Annotated in this window: 20 protein-coding genes and 1 pseudogene; 8 read left to right on the top strand and 13 right to left on the bottom strand. The window is 64.2% G+C overall.

Annotated elements, in window-relative coordinates; translation table 11 throughout:
• Positions 1–7: 7 nt before the first annotated feature.
• Positions 8–181, bottom strand: coding sequence for a hypothetical protein (locus CSQ85_RS13305; protein WP_223846755.1), 174 nt, complete (start codon positions 179–181; stop codon positions 8–10).
• Here CSQ85_RS13305 and CSQ85_RS01370 point away from each other — a divergent pair, their 5' ends adjacent.
• Together CSQ85_RS01370 and CSQ85_RS01365 are read left to right on the top strand one after the other, a co-directional pair.
• Complete coding sequence (locus CSQ85_RS01370; protein ID WP_150382518.1) at positions 182–535, top strand: hypothetical protein; 354 nt, start codon at positions 182–184, stop codon at positions 533–535.
• Positions 532–714, top strand: coding sequence for a hypothetical protein (locus CSQ85_RS01365; RefSeq protein ID WP_150382517.1), 183 nt, complete (start codon positions 532–534; stop codon positions 712–714). Before CSQ85_RS01370 ends, CSQ85_RS01365 begins: the two co-directional genes overlap by 4 nt.
• Positions 715–820: 106 nt before the next feature.
• On the opposite strand, the gene CSQ85_RS01360 is transcribed toward CSQ85_RS01365, so the two are convergent.
• Complete coding sequence (locus CSQ85_RS01360) at positions 821–1,735, bottom strand: 3-hydroxyacyl-CoA dehydrogenase family protein (RefSeq protein WP_449495012.1); 915 nt, start codon at positions 1,733–1,735, stop codon at positions 821–823.
• A gap of 377 nt (positions 1,736–2,112) precedes the next feature.
• Between CSQ85_RS01360 and CSQ85_RS01355 the strand changes: the two genes are divergently transcribed.
• Positions 2,113–3,204 carry an FAD-dependent oxidoreductase gene (locus CSQ85_RS01355; RefSeq protein ID WP_150382516.1) on the top strand — a complete coding sequence of 364 codons (1,092 nt, stop codon included), beginning with the start codon at positions 2,113–2,115 and terminating at the stop codon, positions 3,202–3,204.
• A gap of 68 nt (positions 3,205–3,272) precedes the next feature.
• A pseudogene (locus CSQ85_RS13300) lies at positions 3,273–4,073 on the top strand (ATP-binding protein); the annotation flags it as partial.
• 269 nt (positions 4,074–4,342) lie between these two features.
• Here CSQ85_RS13300 and CSQ85_RS01345 read toward each other — a convergent pair.
• Both CSQ85_RS01345 and CSQ85_RS01340 read right to left on the bottom strand, forming a co-directional pair.
• Positions 4,343–4,741, bottom strand: a complete 399-nt coding sequence (locus CSQ85_RS01345; RefSeq protein WP_150382514.1) for a cupin domain-containing protein — start codon at positions 4,739–4,741, stop codon at positions 4,343–4,345.
• Positions 4,742–4,911: 170 nt separating this feature from the next.
• Positions 4,912–5,829, bottom strand: a complete 918-nt coding sequence (locus CSQ85_RS01340; protein ID WP_223846753.1) for an SDR family NAD(P)-dependent oxidoreductase — start codon at positions 5,827–5,829, stop codon at positions 4,912–4,914.
• 133 nt (positions 5,830–5,962) lie between these two features.
• Between CSQ85_RS01340 and CSQ85_RS01335 the strand changes: the two genes are divergently transcribed.
• Both CSQ85_RS01335 and CSQ85_RS01330 read left to right on the top strand, forming a co-directional pair.
• Positions 5,963–6,355 (top strand): TetR/AcrR family transcriptional regulator, encoded by a 393-nt coding sequence (locus tag CSQ85_RS01335; RefSeq protein WP_190972825.1) that lies wholly within the window; start codon positions 5,963–5,965, stop codon positions 6,353–6,355.
• Positions 6,352–6,558 (top strand): TetR-like C-terminal domain-containing protein, encoded by a 207-nt coding sequence (locus tag CSQ85_RS01330; RefSeq protein ID WP_190972824.1) that lies wholly within the window; start codon positions 6,352–6,354, stop codon positions 6,556–6,558. The genes CSQ85_RS01335 and CSQ85_RS01330 overlap by 4 nt, the downstream gene beginning before the upstream one ends.
• Positions 6,559–7,153: 595 nt before the next feature.
• On the opposite strand, the gene CSQ85_RS01320 is transcribed toward CSQ85_RS01330, so the two are convergent.
• From CSQ85_RS01320 to CSQ85_RS01300, 5 genes are all read right to left on the bottom strand, one after another.
• A complete protein-coding gene (locus tag CSQ85_RS01320; RefSeq protein ID WP_190972823.1) occupies positions 7,154–7,966 on the bottom strand; it encodes a sulfite exporter TauE/SafE family protein in 813 nt (270 codons plus the stop codon).
• Between the two features lie 201 nt (positions 7,967–8,167).
• Positions 8,168–9,646, bottom strand: coding sequence for a DHA2 family efflux MFS transporter permease subunit (locus CSQ85_RS01315; protein WP_150382510.1), 1,479 nt, complete (start codon positions 9,644–9,646; stop codon positions 8,168–8,170).
• Positions 9,643–10,200, bottom strand: a complete 558-nt coding sequence (locus CSQ85_RS01310; protein WP_223846752.1) for a MarR family winged helix-turn-helix transcriptional regulator — start codon at positions 10,198–10,200, stop codon at positions 9,643–9,645. Before CSQ85_RS01310 ends, CSQ85_RS01315 begins: the two co-directional genes overlap by 4 nt.
• Before the next feature lie 226 nt (positions 10,201–10,426).
• Positions 10,427–11,212, bottom strand: a complete 786-nt coding sequence (locus CSQ85_RS01305; RefSeq protein ID WP_150382509.1) for a methyltransferase domain-containing protein — start codon at positions 11,210–11,212, stop codon at positions 10,427–10,429.
• Positions 11,213–11,312: 100 nt separating this feature from the next.
• Positions 11,313–12,233, bottom strand: coding sequence for a formate/nitrite transporter family protein (locus CSQ85_RS01300; protein WP_223846751.1), 921 nt, complete (start codon positions 12,231–12,233; stop codon positions 11,313–11,315).
• Between the two features lie 188 nt (positions 12,234–12,421).
• On the opposite strand from CSQ85_RS01300, the gene CSQ85_RS13295 reads away from it, so the two are divergent.
• Positions 12,422–12,550, top strand: coding sequence for a hypothetical protein (locus CSQ85_RS13295; protein ID WP_317909163.1), 129 nt, complete (start codon positions 12,422–12,424; stop codon positions 12,548–12,550).
• A 224-nt stretch (positions 12,551–12,774) separates the two neighbouring features.
• Here the strand turns inward: CSQ85_RS13295 and CSQ85_RS01290 are convergent, their stop codons facing one another.
• From CSQ85_RS01290 to CSQ85_RS01280, 3 genes are all read right to left on the bottom strand, one after another.
• Positions 12,775–14,268, bottom strand: a complete 1,494-nt coding sequence (locus CSQ85_RS01290) for an MDR family MFS transporter (RefSeq protein ID WP_223846750.1) — start codon at positions 14,266–14,268, stop codon at positions 12,775–12,777.
• Positions 14,269–14,685: 417 nt separating this feature from the next.
• Complete coding sequence (locus CSQ85_RS01285) at positions 14,686–15,909, bottom strand: ATP-binding protein (RefSeq protein ID WP_107040658.1); 1,224 nt, start codon at positions 15,907–15,909, stop codon at positions 14,686–14,688.
• A gap of 174 nt (positions 15,910–16,083) precedes the next feature.
• Positions 16,084–17,529 carry an MFS transporter gene (locus CSQ85_RS01280; RefSeq protein ID WP_223846749.1) on the bottom strand — a complete coding sequence of 482 codons (1,446 nt, stop codon included), beginning with the start codon at positions 17,527–17,529 and terminating at the stop codon, positions 16,084–16,086.
• A gap of 251 nt (positions 17,530–17,780) precedes the next feature.
• Here CSQ85_RS01280 and CSQ85_RS01275 point away from each other — a divergent pair, with 251 nt between their 5' ends.
• On the top strand, positions 17,781–18,692 hold the full coding sequence (locus tag CSQ85_RS01275) for a LysR family transcriptional regulator (protein ID WP_107040505.1): 912 nt from the start codon (positions 17,781–17,783) through the stop codon (positions 18,690–18,692).
• A 23-nt stretch (positions 18,693–18,715) separates the two neighbouring features.
• On the opposite strand, the gene CSQ85_RS01270 is transcribed toward CSQ85_RS01275, so the two are convergent.
• Positions 18,716–19,378: a DedA family protein gene (locus CSQ85_RS01270; RefSeq protein WP_107040504.1), complete on the bottom strand. Its 663-nt coding sequence runs from the start codon at positions 19,376–19,378 to the stop codon at positions 18,716–18,718.
• Between the last annotated feature and the right edge of the window lie 32 nt (positions 19,379–19,410).

Genomic DNA, 19,410 nt, shown 5'->3' with positions numbered 1-19,410 from the left:
TTGTCGGTTATTCGCCTGATACTTTCGATGACATGGTAGTGCCGGCCGGGTTGGCTATGGCCTGTTCGGGCCATCGTTTGCGCAGCAGCATCCATAGTCCGATGAGGATGGACAGCGCGCCGAGTCCGATGCCGAACAGTCCGGAGGATTGATCTGCATTCGCGGTGTGCTGGGATTCCAAATGAACAGCACGGACATCGTGGCGATGCCCATCGCCAGTTTGAGCGCGGCCATGGCGGCACCGAGCAACACGGAGAAAACGGTGGCAAGCGCGACTCGGTCGTCGTTCTCCCAGCTGGTCCAGTTGAGATACAGGCGTGCCGCCCGCGCCGCCGCTCCCCCGTTGGTGTGTCGTTTGGCGAGTCTGCCGGCCAGTTTCGCCAGAAAGGGGCGTTTGGCCGGCTTGACCATAACGCAGCTTTTCATGAATCGTCAACATTCCATCAACAATCGTCCGGAAAACGACGCGTATCGTCGTCGGCGTCAACGGCAGACGACGGCGGTTGTCATCACCAAGAAGGAGTCATCATCATGACCAGGAAGAACTTCGTATCCATGATTCTCGGCACCATCGGCGGCATTCTGTTCGCCCTCGGCATGTGCATGGGTCTGCTGCCCGAATGGAACGCCTTCAACCAGGGCGTCATCGTCGGGCTGGTCGGCATCGTCCTGCCGCTCATGCTGATCCCGCTCACCAAGGGCATCAGGGACTGAGCTCAGGCGACAACACGTCGATTGATCGTATGAGGGCTTCTCCCTATGTTCCGAATCGCAGTTCAAGCGTATTCGGGACACGGGGAGAAGCCCTCATACCCTTCTGTCAGCGGTCCTCGTCTTCGGCCATGTCCTCCTTCAGGGCCTGCAGCAGGGCCGCGTCGCGGCGCTCAATGATGCGTTTGCCGGTCTCGCCCTGCCAGGAGAAGAAGCCTCGGCCGGTCTTCGCGCCGAGATCACCGGCCTTGACCTTTTTGGTGAGCAGCGGGCTCGGACCTGTGCCGTTGTCCATGTCGTCGAACAAATAGGTGCTGATGTTGTAGAACACGTCGAGTCCACCCAGATCGATACTCGCGACCGGACCGACCAGATTCCAGCGGCGGCCCAAACTGTACTTCATCACATCGTCGACGGTGGCGGCGTCGGCGATGCCCTCCTGGATGATGTGGAACTCCTCGCGCAGCACCGCCATCTGCAGCCGGTTGCCTATGAACCCCAGCGCCTCCCTGTTGAGTTGCGCCGGCTTCTTGCCGATGCGCTTCATGAGTTCGACCGTGGTGCCGAGCGTTTGCGGGTCGGTACGCTCCCCCGGCACGACCTCGACCAGCGGCATCAGGTGGGCGGGGTTCCAGAAGTGCGCGACCACGAACCGCTCCGGCCGCTCAAGCGCTTCGGCGACGGCGGTCGGGCTCAATCCGGAAGTATTCGTGGCGAAGATCGCGTCCGCGGGCGCGAACTGTTCGATCTCACGCCAGACCTCGCGCTTGACGTCGAGGTTCTCGGCGATCGCCTCGATGACGAAATCGGCGCCGGCGACGCCCCGCTCGTAGCCGACGACCGGCATGATGCGCGCAAGCACGTCGTCCACGCCCTCGTCGCCCCGCAGCAGACCCGCATCCGCAAGCGTCGTGGCGTCCGTGCGGATGTTCGCCATCGCGCGGTTCAGGGACGATTCGCTGCGTCCGATCAACCGCGTCGGATAGCCGGTAAGGGCAAACTGCAATGCGATGGCGTGGCCCATCGTGCCCGTGCCTATGCTGGCGATGGTCGTGATGCCCTCAAGATTCACGACCGTGCCGCCGTTGGCCGACGCCGTGTCAGCCACCGTCGGTTCCGTGCTTTCCGTCGACCTCATATTCAGCTGCGAATCCATGGCCATGTCAAATCTCCTTTGTTTCGCGCATGTCGGTCACACGTATTTCAGCTTAGTCCGACCGGTCCGTACGTCGTATGCGGGGTGCCACGGGAGCGCGATTCATGCCTGCAGACCGTCAGTGACTGCTGTGCGACGCGGGATCGTGGGCGAAGAACGGCTGGCGTGTTGTTCGCAGCACCGGTTTTCCTCGGCGTAACCGGCCCGTGACATGGGGTGAGGTTTGCGCATCTACCGTACGGGCCATGAGCGAAAACAAGGATGCGGCCTCGGTGCCGCTGCCCGTCCTTTCCCCGACCGGCGTCGCCGGGGACAACACGGAAGGCGATCTCTACGACGCCGTCATCATCGGCGGCGGCCCCGCCGGATTGTCGGCGGCGATCTACATGACGCGCGCCGGCTACCGCACGCTGGTCGTCGAGGCCGGTTCGTACGGCGGCCAGATCACGCTCACCTCCGAGGTGCGCAACTATCCGGGCATCGAGCGGGCGACCGGCCAATGGCTCGCCGAGTCGATGCACCGCCAGGCGGCCGGGTTCGGCGCGGAGTTCCTCGAGGCGAAGGTGCAGATGATCGACCCCCGCGGGGACGTCAAGGTCGTCGCCACATCCAAGGGCGTGGTGCGCGCGTTCAGCGTATTGATCGCGACCGGGGCGGTACCGCGCCGCGCCGGGTTCACGGGCGAGCGGGAGTTCGCCGACCGCTCGGTGGCCTACTGCGCGACCTCGGCGGGCAACATCTACAACGGCTACGAGGTGTTCGTCATCGGCGGCGGCTATTCGGCCGCCGAGGATGCGGTGTACCTGACGCAGTTCGCCGACCATGTCACCGTGCTGGTGCGCGGACACGGGTTCACCTGCGCCGCGCAGGTGGCCGAGAAATGCATGCACCATCCGAAGATCGACGTCAGGTTCAATACCGTGTTGGAAGCGGTCGGGTCATCTCCCGACGGGGAATCCGCCGATGACAGCTCCGTGGGCGACGGATGCCTGCGCTGGGCCCGACTGCGGGATCGAACGACCGGTGAAACCACCGAATACCGGGCACGACGCGGCATGACGTTCGGCGTGTTCGTGTTCGCCGGGTTCATCCCCAACACCACGCTGGTCCGTGACTTCGTCGACCTCGACGAGCGCGGGTACATCAGGGTCGACGCGAAGCAGCGCACCAACGTCCCGGGCGTCTACGCGGCCGGCGACGTGTGCGCCAAGGACCTGCGCCAGGTCGTCACCGCTGTCGCGGACGGCGCCGTGGCCGCCCTCGACATGCAGTACCTCGCCTCCGACATGCAGGGCAAAACCGGCCAGATCCCACCCGCGCCCGTACCGCGGTATTAGATTCCAGCGGAAGTATCCACGCTTTCGGGCTCTCCTCTTCCACTGTAGCTGCGCCCATATCTTCGTTTGTGTTCGATGAAGATAGAATTCAATCTTCATCGAACACAGATGAAGATGTGATAGCATCTTCATTGCAGGCAGAAGAAGATGGAGAAATATATGGCTCCTCATCGAAGCTGCTGTCTTCGGACATTCCCACGAACCTGCGCGGCCGGTCCCTGTCAAGGGAGATGTGGCCTCTGAGTTTCAAGGAGTATTGCCTGTTCCACGATATTCCGACGACCCGGATCGCCGGGGAGTATTCCGCGAACACACGGCGCCCGCTGCAATCCGCGTTCGTTGAATATCTCAACGTGGGAGGATTCCCCGCCGTGCAGCGCATGGGCACGCTTGACCGCATGCGCATGCTTCAGGGCTATGCAGATGAGATCGTAATCAAGGATGTCCTGGAACGATTCGGCACCACCTCGATGCGAGTCGCCACGCGTTTTTCCCGCAACGCCATGCGGTCCACAGGACTCAAATTCTCCGTCAACGCCCAGATCAAAGCCCTGCGCGGCATGCAGGTTCCGGTCTCCGGCCCCAAGCTGTATGACCTGATGGACGATTTTGAAGATGCGCACCTGCTATTCAAAGTGAGCGACTTCACCCTCTCCATTCGCGACAACCCCAAATCCTCGTACAAGGTCTACTCCGTCGACCCCGGCCTCTCATTGGCCGTGGCGCCCGCCAATCATCTCGACCTCGGGCAACGGCTGGAAACGGCGGTGTTCATAGAGCTCAAACGACGATACGGCGACAACCGAAGCAACGCGATCGCCTCATATTCAGCCAAAAACTGCCCGGAAGTGGACTTCGTCGTCGGAGACGAGGCGACCGGCGAGCCATATCAACTGATCCAGGTCGCAGTACGGACCGGCATTGACAGCACAAACGTCGCCGACTTCGCGGACCCGTCGTTGAGCAATAAATTCCGCAGCGAGATAGGCAACCTCACGGCAGCTATGTCCAATACGGGCCTACGGCACGGAACGCTTATCTCATTGGATGAGGGGGGGAAGCGTCACCACTCCTGCGGGAACCATCGACGTGGTTCCCGCATGGCGTTGGTTCCTGCAATAGACGATGTCCCACGAGGCTACACGAGCCTGCGGTATTCCTCCTCGTCGACGGGCTCGAGCCATTCGTTGGAGGCACCATCGCGTTTCGGCATGATGGCGATGTGCGCGAACGCCTCGGTGGGAGCGGCGCCGTGCCAGTGTTTGGTCTCCGGCGGGATGTAGGCCACGTCGCCGGGCTTCATCTCGACCGGATCGAGCCCTTCGATCTGGTAGTAGCCGCGGCCGCCCACGGCGAGCAGGATCTGGCAAACGCCGTGATGCACATGCCAATGGTTCGTGCAGCCGGCCTCGAACGTCACGTTCGCCACGCTCACCTGGTCATCGCCGGCGAGCGCAGCCAGGTAGCTTTGTCCGTCGAAGTACTGCGCGTAGGCGTCGTTCGGTTCCCCGATCGGGAATGCGCTTGGATTGTCCATGATCGTCCTTTCCTTGTGTTCTTTGTGTCGGCCGGCGTCGTGGTCGGCCGTGCATCGTGTCGTGTATGTCACGTCCGGATGCACGGTCTTGTACGCTACTGGCCTCAAGCGCTTGAAGTCAATGCCGGAGTCGCCGGTGTCGCGGGGCTATGCGTGGGGCTATCGCAGGGCTATTGGAGATAGGGTTTGCAGACCTGTTCGCAGTATTCCCAGACGCGCCTCTCCCCTTCGGGTGAGATCCATTTGGGGTTGATGCGTTTGGGTTTGCGGTTGCCCCAGAATCCGCCGCTAATGCCTTCGACTTCTGGGGAGGTGGCCATGTGCACGCTGGTTCGTGCGCCGTGTGCCGCGGTGCGCATGAATGGCATCCAAAGGATGATGAGGGGCAGCATGAACGGGGATTTGCGCAGGGATTCGCGTTGCAGTCCGGTGATGGCCGATCCGGGTTCGACGGTGTTGACGGTGATGTTGGTGATGCCGGCCGTTTTGAGTCGTTCGTCGAGCTGTCGCATGAGCCACCATACGTAGAGTTTCGACGATCCGTAGGCACGTGTCATCGAGTAGTGGTGTTCGAGTTCGATGTCGTCGAGCATGGGCCGTCCGGCTTGCCGGTAGGATTCGCTGGATACGGTCACGATGCGTGCGGATGGGCTTTGTTCCAGTAGGGGCAGCAGCAGGTTGGTGAGCAGGAATGGCGCGAGCGTGTTGATGGCGAATGTCTTTTCGTGGCCTTCCGTCGTGGTTTCGCGTGTATCGCCGAATTGTCCTCCGGCGTTGTTGATGAGCACGTCGAGCCGGTCGTGTTTGGCGCGGATCTCGTCGGCGAAGCGTTTGACTTCGCTCATCAGCGACAGGTCGGCGATGTGGCAGGTCACGTTGGGGTTGCTGCTTTGTTCGATGATCCGGTCCCGCGCCTCGCGTGTCTTGTTCGGGTTGCGCCCGTGCATGATGATGGTATGCCCCTGGCGAGCCAGCGCGAGTGCGGTCTGTTTGCCGATGCCGCCCGATGCTCCGGTGACGAGGATGGTTTTCGTGCTTTTCCCGCTGTTCTTGCGTTGCCTTGCGTGTGTCATGGTGTTGTCGTTCATGGTGTTGTCATTTCGTCGATGTGATGTAACATGTGTGACATCATTGACGCTAATGGAAGCCGCCGCCGCGACGCAAGCGCGCCGCCATCGGACATGACAGAAGACGGGAGAATGTGACATGGGGGTCTGCGACGTGGACGCTGACAGCCGGCGCATCGCCACCCTGCACCGCAACAACGAGGAGTCGAACGCCTTCGTGCGCAAGTGCATCGAGGGGGCGCTCATCCAGCTCATGGAGGCCAAGCCGTTCGCCGCGATCACCGTGACGGACATCGCGAGGCGCGCGGGGGTCTCCCGCAACGCCTACTACCGCAACTACGCCTCGAAGGAGGCGATCCTCGCCGAATATCTGGATGGTCTCATCGAGACGGTGAACCGGACGCTGACCGCATACGACCCGATCACCCAGACGCATAAGGCGTGGCTGGCGCTGCTCGCCGGGGTGCGCGCCATCGCCCCGCAGTACCGTCTGTTGCTGAAAGCGGGATATGCGGACGGATCACGGACGCGATGCAACGGCACATGAACCACGGGCCTTCCGCCGCGGAGACCGGGCCACGCTACGCAGCGCGGTTCTGGTCGGGCGCGATCTGCGCGGTGCTCGAGCAGTGGGTCGCCTCCGGCATGGATGCACCCGAGGAGGAGCTGGCGGATGTGATGACCGCGCTCATGCACCGCGGCGTCGCCACCGCCGCCGAATACGCCACGGGCTGCGCCATTCGCGAGTGATCCGGGGACGCCCGCACCGTGCTATCGCACGCATGCCCACGATTGCCGCATAGTCGCCTGATGTAGCAACCCCCATGGTGACAGCATGTAAATATACATGTTTCTCAGCATGGAGGTTTGATATGGCGCAATTGATGGTTCCGGTGGACACACTCGTCCCCATCAGTCGGTTCGGGCGAGGAACCGCCAGCGCGGAATTCGCGAAAGTAGCGGACGGAGTCCCCGTCACGGTGCTGCGCAACAACGAGCCCGTGTACTTCATCATCACGAACACGACTACCGCCATTTCCGTGACCTTGAGGAGGAGGTCAAGCGACTGCGCAATGCCGAGGCACGCCGTCAGGCGAAGGACGGTGAATACACGCACACCTTCTCGACGGTCGAGGATATGGACGGTTATTTCGATGCGCTCTGAACCGTTGGCCATCAGCACAATCAGGGCCTTCGATCAAGACGCGAAGGCCCTGAAAAAGAAACATATCGACCTGAAACGCATGAAACCCGCCATCAAAGCGATTGCGGAATCACGATTGCTCGGCCGTCCGGTGGATGACGAAGGAAGGCTGCTTGTTCCTGCGATGCATGGGCGGACGCCTCACAGGAACAGACGGACGACCGCCACGACGGACAGTACGTAGACGAGCATGCTGAACATGGGCTGGCTCACGCGCCGGGCCACCCAACGCCCGCAGAGCACCGCGACGACCACCAGCGGGATCGTCCACGCCATCGCCGTGAAGTTCGTCCATGTGATCATGCCCAGGCCGATGGAGAACGGCAGTTTGACCAGATTGATGATGAGATAGAACCATGCGGTGGTGCCCAGGAACCGCATGACGCTCAGGTTCTCGGACAGGAAGTAGATGGACGTGATCGGCCCGCCAGCGTTGGCCACCATCGTGGTGAACCCGGCGAGCGCGCCGCATACCACGCGTTTGGCGAGGGAGAGCGTCGTCTTCCCGTTTCCGGCATGGTCGTCGGAGTCCGATGCCGCCGCCTGCCCCCGGCCGGCATGCGTCGTCCGGTCCGTTCCCGCCATCCGTTTGCGTGCGAGCGACAGGAAGTACATCGACACGAACACCGCGAGGATCACGCCGATCGTCAGGCGCGTGACGGTGTTGTCCGCCACGAACAGGAATCCGGCCCCCGCCGCGATGCCTACGGCGACGAACGGGAACAGGCGGATGAGCGAACGACGCGACACGTTGCCGCGGTACGCCCAGATGGCGCTCCAGTCGGCCACGATCGCCATGATGAGCGTGATGCCGGTGGCCTCCTTGGCTGGCATGACGGCGGTGAGCGTGGCCACGGCGAGGATGCCCGCGCCGGGGGCCAGCGACTTGTCCAATCCGTACAGCACCGCGGCGAAAGCCACCATGGCCATCACGCCCACCGTCATCATCGCCATCTCCCTCTTCGCGTTTACCTCGCATTCATGCCGCATGGGTTTCCGCACGTATAGCGCGCATAGGGAACGTGCGGGTGGGTTCCCATACGGGCGAGCACGGTGATTCATCCTACGCCCGAAGGCCGGCCCACGCCCCGCATGTTTGGGAATCAACCGAATATCGGGACCGGGACCGGTCTTTTCATGCCGTTCCGCGCGGAATCACACCTCGGTCATCTCGGGTGGGCGGCGCGTGGAGAAGCGGAACATGAGCGCGGCGAGGACGATGCCGGCCACGGCCAACCCGGCGATGACCCACATGCTCGACGCGAACCCTTCAAGATACGAATCGGACTGCGAGGCGCCGGAGCGCGCGGCGGAGGCGGCGAACTTGGTGATCAGGGCGCTGGCCACGGCGGTGCCGATCGCGCCGGCCAACTGCTGGACGGTGTTCATCACGGCCGAACCGTCCGCGTTGAGCCGCGCGGGCAGCTGGTTCAGGGCATGGGTCTGGTCGGGCACGAGCACGAAGCCGGAGGACGCCATGAACAGCGCGTACGCGACGGCCACCACCCACACGTTCGCGTGCCCCACGATGAGCGCGATGTCCGTCACGGTGACGCCGACGAATCCGCACAGGATGAACTTCGGCGGGAAGTGGCTCTTCAACGCGCCGCCGATCATCGGGGCCGCGATGGCGCCGACGACCGCGCCCGGCAGCAGGATCAGCGCCGCGACGAGCGAGCCATGGCCGAAGCCGCGCTGCAACAGGATCGGCAGCAGGAAGTTCAATCCCAGCACGCCGCCCGAGGCCATGAGCAGGATGAGCATGCCGAGCGAGAACCCCGCGTAGCCGAACACGCGCACCTCGATGAGCGGATGCTCCATGCGAAGCTGCACAGCCACGAATACGGCGAGCACCGCCACGGCCGCGACAAGCGTGGCCCAGAACCGCCAGTCGCCGTTCCATTCGGCGAAGAAGCTCACCGCCACGATGAGGCCGGCGAGGCCCAACGCCACCAGCATGAGCGACGGCACGCTGATCGAGGCGTGCTCCTTGTCCCCCGGATGACGGATCTCAGGCACCGAAGCCATGCCGAGCGCGAACGAGAGCACGAGGAACGGCAGCATCGTGTAGAAGATCCAATGCCAGTCGAGGTACTCCATGACCACGCCTCCGAACACCGGCCCCACGGCGGGGGCGGCGCAGGTGACGAGGCTGACGATGCCGAGCATCGCTCCTCGTTGTTCGAGCGGCGCCTTCTCCAGGATGATGTTGGTGATGAGCGGCAGCGAGATGCCGGTGCCGAGCGCCATGACCAGACGCGCGGCGAGCAGCATCGGGAAGCTTGCGGCGAGCGCGCCGATCAACGTGCCGAGCGTGAATATCGCGACGGCCGCGACGAACAGGGTGCGGGTGGCGAAACGGCGCACCATGAACGGCGAGCTCGGAATCGCGATGGACAACAGCAGCAGGTAGCCGGTGGTGAGCCATTGCACGACGGACGCGCCGATCGAGAACTCCTCCATGAGCGTGGAGTAGGCGATGTTGAGCGACGTCTCGGACAGGATGCCGAGGAAGGTGAGGATGGCGAGCGCGATGACGGCGACGGTGAGCTTCGCGCCGACGGGGCGTTTGGCGTCGGCCGTCGTCCGGGGCGTTCGTGGCGTCTGCGTGTGCGGCGTGGTTCGTTCGTTCATGATTCGTTGTCGTCCTTTCCGTCCGTCATTCGTCGGCCGTCCGTCTCCCGATCGTTCTCGGCCGCCTGCCATCCGTCGTCCCGCATGAGCCGCAGCGTACGGCTCATCACGCGCGCCACGGTCTCGCATTCCTCCTGGGTGACGCCGGCGAGCAGTTCGCCCAGATGCTCGTGATAGTCGGCCACATACGCCTTGCGGATGGCGAGTCCCCGTTCGGTGAGTGTGAGCGTGACCGCGCGACGGTCGGTGTCGTCCGCGTGTTTGACGAGCAGGCCTCGGTTGGACATTTCGCCGATGAGCTTGGTGACGCTGGGTGTGGTGACGCCGAGGAAGGCGCTCACGTCGCCCACGCGCGCCTTGGGTGTGCGCTGTCCGCAGGGCTCGTTGATGTGCCAGACCGCGTCGATGACGTGTACGTAGCGCGGTTTCATGCCTTTGGGTAGTTCGGGCATGAGCTCGGTGACGCTTTTCGCCTTCCAGCAGGCGTCCAGCAGCAGCCGCACGTATGCGGCCGACAGCCTTTCGGATGCCGGCCGCGTGTTCGGATCGTCCATCAGCAGCCTCCATATACTTACCAAAGATAATGACCATTGGTAACTATATGGAGGCACTGGACAACCCGACGTCACGCATTTCGAGAGAATCTGACGCGGGACGCGCCAAGCGAGGGTGTTTCTCGAGAACAGGGGCGTCTTCGAGAGAAGCCGTCGCTGAGTATCCGCCAGCGACGGCTTCTCTCGGAAGGCCTAGAGCCGGACGAGGGACGGCGACGCCGTATGGCTAACTGACGGCCGTGAAGAAGAAGCGCGGGAACGGGAAGATGATGCTGCCGTCGGACTGCGTGGGATACTCATTACGAACGCGGTCGAACACCTGCCGTTCGAAATCCGCCCGTTCGGCGTCGTCGGCGAGCGCCTGGAGGTAGGGGCGCAGTCCGGTGCCGCGGTACCAGTCCATGATGGCCTCGTGCGAGGGCAGGGTGTGCATGTAGGTGGTCTTCCACATGCGGAACCGTGATGCGTGCGCGTGCAGGAGCTCCCAGTAGTCGGGCGGCGTGAGGTTGAAGAACTCGCGCTGCTGGGGCAGCCGGTCGGCGTATTCCGGGGAGTGGACGAGTCCGGCGATGATGCGGTGGATGGGCTCCTCGTAGTTCATGGGTGTCTGCACGGCGAGCGTGCCGCCTTCGCGCAGCAGCCCGATGAGGTTCGGAATGAGGTGCGGGTGGTCGGGCACCCATTGGATGCACGCGTTGGAGAAGACGATGTCGAAGTCGTGCGGCAGGGCGTCGAGCAGTTCGGCCCGAGATACGTCGCACAGCGCGAATTCGATGTCGGGGTGGGCGGCGCGTGCGGCGGCGATCATGTCGAGCGAGCTGTCTACGCCGAGGATGCGCGCGTGCGGGTAGCGTTCGCGCAGCACGGCGGTGCTGTTGCCCGGCCCGCAGCCGATGTCGAGCACGCGCATGACGGCGCCGTCGTCATCGGGCAGCTGCATGGCGAGGTCGCGCGACGGCTGCGTGCGTTCCGTGTTGAAGCGCAGGTACTGTTCGGAATCCCATGTGACCATGCGGCTCATGGTAACGACGCGGCCCGGCAGCCGCAGTCCGTCGGTTGCATGGCGGAACGCGCTCGCCGCCGCCCGGCTTCGCGATCGGCTTCCGGCCCCTTCAGCCCCGGACGGGATCGGACGGCTTGCGTGCGGGTTTCGCGTTGAGGTACCAGTAGGCCAGCGCGACGAACAGGGAGCCGCCGAGGACGTTGCCCAGCGTGGCGGCGGACAGGTTGTACGCGATGGCCCCCACGTCCAATGCGCCCGCGCCGGCGGCCCCGGCGCCGAACCCCATGAGCTTGGCCGCCAATCCCATGGGCAGGAAGAACATGTTGGCCACGCAGTGTTCGAAACCCATGGCCACGAAGCCCGCGATGGGCAACAGGATGCCCAGCACCTTGTCCGCCACGGACCGTGCGGCGAACCCGATGCGCACCGCCAGGCACACGAGCACGTTGCACAGGATGCCGCGGACGAACAGCGTGCCCCATCCGGGCGTGACCTTCGCCGCGGCGGTCGCCACCGCGAGATCGCCCACCGCGCCGTCGGCGAGCCCCATCGTGCCGGCCAGGGCTACCAGCGACACCAGCAGCAGGGCGCCGGCCAGATTGCCGAACCAGACGATGATCCAGTTGCGCAGCATCTGCCTGAGCGTGACCTTGCGCGCGGCGAGGTCGGAGACCATCAGCGAGTTGCCGGTGAACAGCTCCGCCCCGCAGCACAATACGAGCACAAGCCCCATGCAGAAGGCGAGTCCGCCCACGAACCGCTTCGGCCCCCATGTCATCGACGGGTCGGCGGTGACGATCAGGAAGAACAACGCCCCGAAGCCGATGAACGCGCCCGCGAACATGGCCGAGACGAAGGCGCGCCGGCCGGTCAGCCGCGTCTTGGCGACGCCGGCGTCCTCCACCGCCTCCTCGGTCTCCACCGGGGTGAGCGCGTTGATGCTGAGTCGGGGCGCCGGCGACGCCGCACGCCCCGGCCGCCCCGTACCCATCGTGTCCGTCCCCATCCGCACGTCCTTCCTTCCGCTCATCGGCGATGACCTCTCTGTCGTGATCGTTCAGCGCGACCGCCCGGCCGCCAACGTCCGATTCTACGGCATGGAATCCCCGCGGCGGGCTCCATCCGTCATGGGAAGGCACGGGGCAGACACGTTTAAGCGCTCCAGGAAGTCGGCCCCCACGGCCCACTTTCAATTGAACACACACAGGCGCAGTCGATGTGGTCGCCGAGCAGAAGCTCGTCGAGGAGCATGACCGCATCGTATTGCAGTTCCCGCTCTACTACTGGCACTCCCCCCGCGCCGCTCAAGGAGTGGGAGGACAAGGTCCTCGCCTACAGGTCTTGTGAAGCGCCGACGGCGTCGCGTCCGTCCCAGTGGCGTCTTTTCCGTCCCGAACGTGGGACGACGTGAACGCCTGCGGAACGAAAACGACACCATCGGGATGGAGACGACGGACGGAAGCGACGAGCCTTGAACGAAACGAAACAGACGACGTGGTCACTTCCGACGAGAAACTCGTCGAACACTCCCCCGCATACCGCACCGGCACTCCGGTCCGAATCGGGCCGTATTACCGACGTTCGCCCGGGCGACGGCCGCGGTCGCGGACGAAGAACGCGGCGACGAGACAGGCGGCGCACACGACGGCGACGTCGCGGAACGAGGCATGCACGCCCAACGCCGATGCTTCGGCCGCGTCCATGCCGGCGGCTTCGGCCGCGGAGGCGTGCGTGTTCATGATGGTGACGAGCAATGCGATGGAGATGGCTCCCATGGTCTGGCGCATTGTGTTGTTCATGGCGGTGCCGTGCGGGATCTCCGCCCCGGACAGCTGGTTCAACGCGGCGGTGACCAGCGGCATCGAACAGAACGCCGAGCCGGCCAGCAGCAGGGCGAAATACACGGACGGCATCCACACGGGTGTGTGCGCGTCCATCGTGGCGAGCAGCACGGCGGCGGCGGTGAGGATCGCGAACCCGACGATCGCGATCGGACGGTCTCCGAAACGGTCGTAGAGTCTGCCGGTCACGGGGTTGAGCGCTCCCATGACGATGCCGCCCGGCATCATGAGCAGGCCGGATTCCAGCGCGTCGACGCCCAGATCGTTCTGCAGGTACAGCGGGATCACGTTCTCCACGCCGATGAACGCGGCGAATCCGATCACCGAGATCGTCAGGCACAAGGTGAACATGGGGATGCGGAAGATGCGGAAGTCCAGCATTGGCTGGTCGAGCCGCAGCTGGCGCATGATGAACGCCGCCAGCGCGACAGCGCCGACCACCAATGCGGCCAGCACGTCCACGTTGGCCCAGCCGTTCTTGCCAGCGGTGGAGAATCCGAACAGGATGCCACCGAAGCCGAGCGTGGACAGAACCACCGAGAGCACGTCGATATGCGGGTGCGTGGGTGTGCCGACATTACGGACCGTGAACCATGCCGCCACGATGACACCGCCGGCAATCACAGCGAGCAGCGCGAACATCCACCGCCAGCTGAACCATTCGACCAGCAGCCCGGAGACGGTCGGGCCGATGGCCGGAGCGAACGCGATGACCATGCCGAACATGCCCATCGCCCGGCCGCGGCGTTCGGGCGGGTAGACGCGGAACAGCACGGTCTGCAGCAGCGTCATCAGCACGCCCGCGCCGCACGCCTGGACGATGCGGCCCGCAAGCAGCAGGGCGAAGTTGGGGGCGAGCGCGCATACGAGCGAGCCGGCGAAGAACATGCCCATCGCGTACAGGAACAGTTGGCGTGTGGTGAACGTTTCGACGAGGAACGCGGTGACGGGGATCATGATGCCGTTGGCGAGCATGAACCCGGTGGTAAGCCATTGCACGGTGCTGCTGGGGACCGCGAACTCACGCATCAGCGTGGGCAGCGCGGAGATCATCAGCGTCTGGTTGAGAATCGCCACGAACGAGCCGATCATGAGGGTCGCGATCATGGCGGTCGGGTTGGCGGATGCGCCGGGCGCGTTCGCCCGTGTCTTCGCGCTCGCGGCTTCGGATGCGGTTTCGCCGGCTGTTGCGGTTTCCGGCTCGGTTGTGTTGCGTGAAATCAATTCGTCCGACTTTCGTATGGCGACGCTCGCAAGACGGCGTCGGAGGCGAATCGTTCCTGTTGCAGACCGGCGTCGGACCGCTCGTCCGGCGCGGGCATGATTGTACGGTCGATGGCCCTGAGTGGTTGTTCTGCCGGAAGACTTCCCGCCATGTGGCGGTCGCCTTCCGGCAGGCCATAATAGCCCACGTGCCGGCCAATCGTCCTACGGCGTTCCGTTCTGAAGCGCAGGTACTGTTCGAGGAATCCCATATGACCATGCGGATCATGGTAACGACACAATCCGGCCGGCCGCAGGCCGTCGGTTGCATGGTGTGCCGATCGGCTCCGCGGTCGGCTTCCGCCCCCTTCAGTCGATGACGGGATCGGACGGTTTGCGCGCGGGTTTCGCGTTGAGACACCTCGGGGCAGACTCTCGTCACATGCGCCGGTCGTAGGACTGGTCCTCGGCGGGCATCGCACGACGGATGAATTCGTCCATGCCCGGCACGGTGAACGAGATCCGCCCACGTTCCGGCGAATAGATCAGCCCCAGTTCGATCAGCGACAAACGAATCGAAGACAGATCGGAGACGCTGCGATTCATCAGCTGCGCGACTTGGGCCGACGTGCATGTCTCGCCGAGCGAAGCCATCGCGGCAAGGTAGTCGCGCCCCAACGGAGTGGCACGCTGCCATCGCGACATGTACAGCCCATGGTCCAGTTCTTTACGGGCGACCGGCTCGCCCCGCTTCACCGCGGCGACAGTGATCGGGTTGGAATCCGAAGCATCCCATGCGGCCTTGCCGTACGCCTGAATGAAATAGGGATACCCATTCGACACCTCAACCAAAGAAGACAATGCCTCATCGTCGAATGCATATCCCAATTCGCGTGCGGGTTTCTGGAAACCATCGGCTGCCGCAGCGTCATCTAAACGGTCAATGGCACGGTATTCAAACAGCCGCTCGGCGTAAGAACGCGCCTTGGTCAATACGCCAGGCAGATTCGGCAATCCGGCACCGATGATATAGAACGGCAGATTACGTTGTCCCATCTTGTGCTGAACGGTGATCAACGTCATCATCACTTCGGCGGACATGTCCTGAAACTCATCCACGAACAGGAACAGCCCAGAACCATCGTGCTTGAGCTCTTCGGCAAGCCCCTCGATCAGCAGTTCCAGCTTGTACGACGACACCCGAACCGCCCTTTTCTCCGCGTTCGTACCGCTTAGTTCCACTTTCGCGGATCCGAATACGAAATCCAACGATATTGATGTAATCCGCGAGAACGCCTCCGCCAGCCGCTGCCGCACATCGGGTTTTCTGATACGCATGACCGACAACGACAATTCGTGGATCAGCTCGTCATATTCAGCTGCGGCATCGCCGTTCGCTTCGATTTGCACTGTCGCCATGCCTTGGGCTGAGGCCATATCGTTGAATTTGAGCAACAATACGGTCTTGCCCATGCCTCGCAAACCGCTGTAGATGACACCGCGATCCAGCAACCCGAGTTTGGTGCGTGCGATCATCCGGTCCATAACTTCCAGATCGCGGGCACGTCCCACCAGTTCGGGAGGCTGCTTGCCGGCGCCCGGCATGAACGGGTTCAGTGCATGTAATGGCAATCTCACCTCAATACCCAATCCAGCGCCCATGGCATCCTCCTCACCCCGAGCGTGTTCGACTATCCACATTCATTGTATCGAGGTTTATCCGAATTTATCTCATTGTATAGATGGAAACGCTGCCATATCAAGCTGTATATGCCCGTATCGAATGCCATGGATTGCGATTCGTCCCGGACGTTCGCCCCCGGTGTCCCCCACCCCTCAGCGTTCGCGCCAGCACAGCAGCTCGAAGGCGAGGATGAGGGCGAGCAGCGCGGCCGAGGCGAGGAACACGGCCCTCAGGGCGAGGGTCAGCGTGGGCAGGAACGTGGCGACGACGCCGAACACGGCCACGCCGACCGCGCCGCCGACCTGACGGAACGTGTTGAACATGGCGGAGGCGATGCCGGCCTGCGACGTCTCCACGCTGGCGAGGACGACGCCCGCGGCGGCCGGTGTGGTGATCGCGGCGCCGAACCCGACGACGCTCAATCCCGTGGCGATCACCCATACGGGGATCGGCGCGGGATATAGGAACTCGAACAGGAATCCGGCGATCATGATCGCCAATCCGAGCGTGATCGAGAACCTCGATCCGCGCGCGGTGATGATGCGCCCGCCGAGGATGTTGCCGAAGACCGTGACGAACGCGCTCGGCACGAACACGAGCCCCGCGGCGAGGGCGCCCATCCCCCGCTCGTTCTGCAGGAACATCGTCGAGATGAACACCATGCCGTACCAGTTGAAGATCATGACGAACCCGATCATCAGCGCCACCTGCATGCCGCGTACGCGGAACAGGCCCAGCGGCATCATCGGGGCGTCCACCCGCGCCTGCGAGCGCACGAACGCCGCGAGCGTGAACGCGCCGCCGGCTGTCAACCCCCATGCGAGGGGCGAGTTGACACCGAGCGAGCCGATCTCGATGACGCCCGCGATGAACAGGACGAACCCCGTCAGCGCCAGCGTCTGCCCCGTCCAGTCGAACGGCTTGGGCCGTCGCGGCGATGGCGCGACGCGCAGCGTGAGCAGGAGCACCAGCAGGCAGAACGGCACGTTGATCGCGAACACGAGGCTCCAGTGGATCGGTGTGAGCAGTCCGCCGAGCAGCGGGCCCACGGCCGAGGCGCTCGCGCCTCCCGCGCCCCACAGGGCCAGCGCCCATGCACGACGGCGAGGGTCCGGGTTCGCCTCGTTGATCAGGGACATCGATGCGGGCAGGATGAGCGCGGAGGCGACGCCGAGCAGGCAGCGCCCGGCGACGAGCGCCGTCATCGACCATGCGAACGAGCTGAACAGCGACGCCGCGGCGAACAGCGCCGCGCCGGCGATGAACACGCGTTTGGCGCCCCAACGGTCGGCGAGGTTGCCGCACAGCAGCAGCAACGCGGCGAACAGGAGGCTGTAGCCGTCGACCACCCACTGCTGGACTGCCATGTCGCCGCCGAGGTCGCGGGCGATGGTCGGCAGCGCCACGTTGACGATGAGCACGTCCATGCCGACGAGGAATGAGGCGATCGACGCGGCCGCCGTGGCGAACGCCGCCGGTTGGTGTGCGTGATGGTCGTGGCGGCCGACGGCGGGCCGGCCTTGGGTCATGGGGTCCGTGTCCGTCACCCTGCCGTCCTCGGTGTCCCTGATGTCGCGCGTTGCGGTCGATGAGCGCATGCCGTTCCTCCCCAGTCTCTCGTCTCCTGTGCGATCATCCCCTCGGTGGATGCCTGACATTGTTCCGCCATAATCCGTTCGAACAATCGCATGAGACAGTGTAGGCTTGATAACAGGCGAAAATCAGCGGATATCGAACGATTCTGGTTCATGGTGCATAAACCATCGGTTAATACGCTACGATCGGCGCTCGTTCGTGGCCAATCGGGAGAGCCACGGACGGGCGGAATGGTGCGAGGAAGGGCGGGATCATGTACGACCGGAGACTGGACGCGCTCATCGCCGCGGCCGAGACCGGCAGTTTCACGGCGGCGGCCCGGCGCCTGCACATCTCGACGCCGGCGTTGGCCAAACAGGTCAACACGTTCGAAAGGGAGTACGGGATCACGGTGTTCGACCGCTCCCGCAGCGGCGTGACGCCGACCGCGGCGGGAGCGGAGTTCATCGAGGACGCCCGTTCGATCGTCCGTCAGTCGAATGAGATCATCGCGAGGATGCGGCGTCGCGCGCATACGGGCACGCCGCCGGTCAGGCTCGGCATCTCCGCGCTGCGCCCCGCCCGGCGCGTCCTCGACCTGTGGCAGCGCGAAGCCGACCCGCGCATCCGAGTGGAGCTCGTGTCGATGCCGGATGATGAGGTGCCGATCGACGACATCATCGCCCATCTGGGCGAGGACATCGACGCGGTGGCCACCGCGTTCGCGCCCGAGCATTGGAACGGGACGTGCGGCACGCTGCCGATCTCCTACGAACCGCTGTGCATGGCCGTGCCGCGCGGCCATCCGCTGTCACGCCGGCCGCGACTCAAGCTCGACGATCTCGACGCCCGTGACGGCGTTCGCACCCGCATCCGCATCCTGCGCCGATGCGGCGGCACCGACGACATCGCCCGTGACCTGCTGGAGCGACTGGACGGCGTCGAACTGGTCGACATCGACCATTACGACCTGAACCTGTTCAACGAATGCGCCGAAACGGGCGACCTGCTCATTTCCAAACCCATGTGGGACGGGGTCCACCCGCAGCTCGTCAACGTGCCCGTCGACTGGCCGCGGCCTGTCGGCATGCGCTACGGTCTCCTCTACCCCGCCGACCCGGAACCGCAGGTCAGAGCGTTCGTCGAACGCATCGGCGCGCTCGCCGGGGTCGCAAGCGAGCCGTGACCCGACCCGTCGGGCACCGGGTCTTATGCCTCCCTCGCCGCCATGTGCGCGCGAACCTTGACGACGACGTACCAGACGACCAGCGCGACGACGACCACGGCGACCGCGTACTGGAAGCGGTCGAGGAACCCGAGGATGGAGCACCACCCTGCGCCGAGCAGGTAGCCGGCCATGACGAGGATCGTGTTCCAGACGGCCGAGCCGACCGCGGTCAGCAGGGTGAACCGCACAAGGTCGGTGCGCGCGATGCCCGCGGGAATGGAGATGAGGCTGCGCACGATCGGGATGACGCGGCCGATGAACACCGAGAGCAGGCCGTAGCGGGCGAACCAGTCGTTCGCCTTGTCGATGTCGGAGGCGTCGGTCAGGGGCATCTTCTCGAACAGGCGGCGCATGCGTTCGGCGCCGATCGCGTAGGCGATGCCGTAGAGCATGAGCGCGCCGACGACGGAGCCGATGGTCGCGCCGACGATCGCCTCGGCCAGGGTCATATGGCCCTGCGCGGCGGTGAAGCCGGCCAGCGGGAGGATGACCTCGCTGGGGATCGGCGGGAACAGGTTCTCCAGCAGCACGGCCACGCCGGTGCCGAGTCCGCCCATGACGGACATGAGGCCGACGAGCCAGTCGGTGATGGCTCCGATGAATCCGCCCGTGGAGATCGGGCATGCGGTGATGTTGTCGATCATGGCGCCAACGCTATGGGGAACCGTCTTAGGTT

Origin of the sequence: Bifidobacterium rousetti (assembly GCF_008698235.1) — a bacterium.
In the GTDB taxonomy this organism is placed as follows: Bacteria; Actinomycetota; Actinomycetes; order Actinomycetales; family Bifidobacteriaceae; genus Bifidobacterium; species Bifidobacterium rousetti.
The sequence above is the reverse complement of the archived record's forward strand: the minus strand, read 5'-3'. Positions and strand labels throughout refer to the sequence as shown.

What these genes read in the sequence shown, in the direction of transcription:
- CSQ85_RS01370 (WP_150382518.1), top strand. Translation starts at nt 182, where the DNA reads ATGAACAGCACGGACATCGTGGCGATGCCCATCGCCAGTTTGAGCGCG.
- CSQ85_RS01365 (WP_150382517.1), top strand. Translation starts at nt 532, where the DNA reads ATGACCAGGAAGAACTTCGTATCCATGATTCTCGGCACCATCGGCGGC.
- CSQ85_RS01360 (WP_449495012.1), bottom strand. Translation starts at nt 1,735, where the DNA reads ATGGGCCACGCCATCGCATTGCAGTTTGCCCTTACCGGCTATCCGACG.
- CSQ85_RS01355 (WP_150382516.1), top strand. Translation starts at nt 2,113, where the DNA reads ATGAGCGAAAACAAGGATGCGGCCTCGGTGCCGCTGCCCGTCCTTTCC.
- CSQ85_RS01345 (WP_150382514.1), bottom strand. Translation starts at nt 4,741, where the DNA reads ATGGACAATCCAAGCGCATTCCCGATCGGGGAACCGAACGACGCCTAC.
- CSQ85_RS01340 (WP_223846753.1), bottom strand. Translation starts at nt 5,829, where the DNA reads ATGAACGACAACACCATGACACACGCAAGGCAACGCAAGAACAGCGGG.
- CSQ85_RS01330 (WP_190972824.1), top strand. Translation starts at nt 6,352, where the DNA reads ATGAACCACGGGCCTTCCGCCGCGGAGACCGGGCCACGCTACGCAGCG.
- CSQ85_RS01320 (WP_190972823.1), bottom strand. Translation starts at nt 7,966, where the DNA reads ATGGCGATGATGACGGTGGGCGTGATGGCCATGGTGGCTTTCGCCGCG.
- CSQ85_RS01315 (WP_150382510.1), bottom strand. Translation starts at nt 9,646, where the DNA reads ATGAACGAACGAACCACGCCGCACACGCAGACGCCACGAACGCCCCGG.
- CSQ85_RS01310 (WP_223846752.1), bottom strand. Translation starts at nt 10,200, where the DNA reads ATGGACGATCCGAACACGCGGCCGGCATCCGAAAGGCTGTCGGCCGCA.
- CSQ85_RS01305 (WP_150382509.1), bottom strand. Translation starts at nt 11,212, where the DNA reads ATGGTCACATGGGATTCCGAACAGTACCTGCGCTTCAACACGGAACGC.
- CSQ85_RS01300 (WP_223846751.1), bottom strand. Translation starts at nt 12,233, where the DNA reads ATGAGCGGAAGGAAGGACGTGCGGATGGGGACGGACACGATGGGTACG.
- CSQ85_RS01285 (WP_107040658.1), bottom strand. Translation starts at nt 15,909, where the DNA reads ATGGGCGCTGGATTGGGTATTGAGGTGAGATTGCCATTACATGCACTG.
- CSQ85_RS01280 (WP_223846749.1), bottom strand. Translation starts at nt 17,529, where the DNA reads ATGCGCTCATCGACCGCAACGCGCGACATCAGGGACACCGAGGACGGC.
- CSQ85_RS01275 (WP_107040505.1), top strand. Translation starts at nt 17,781, where the DNA reads ATGTACGACCGGAGACTGGACGCGCTCATCGCCGCGGCCGAGACCGGC.
- CSQ85_RS01270 (WP_107040504.1), bottom strand. Translation starts at nt 19,378, where the DNA reads ATGATCGACAACATCACCGCATGCCCGATCTCCACGGGCGGATTCATC.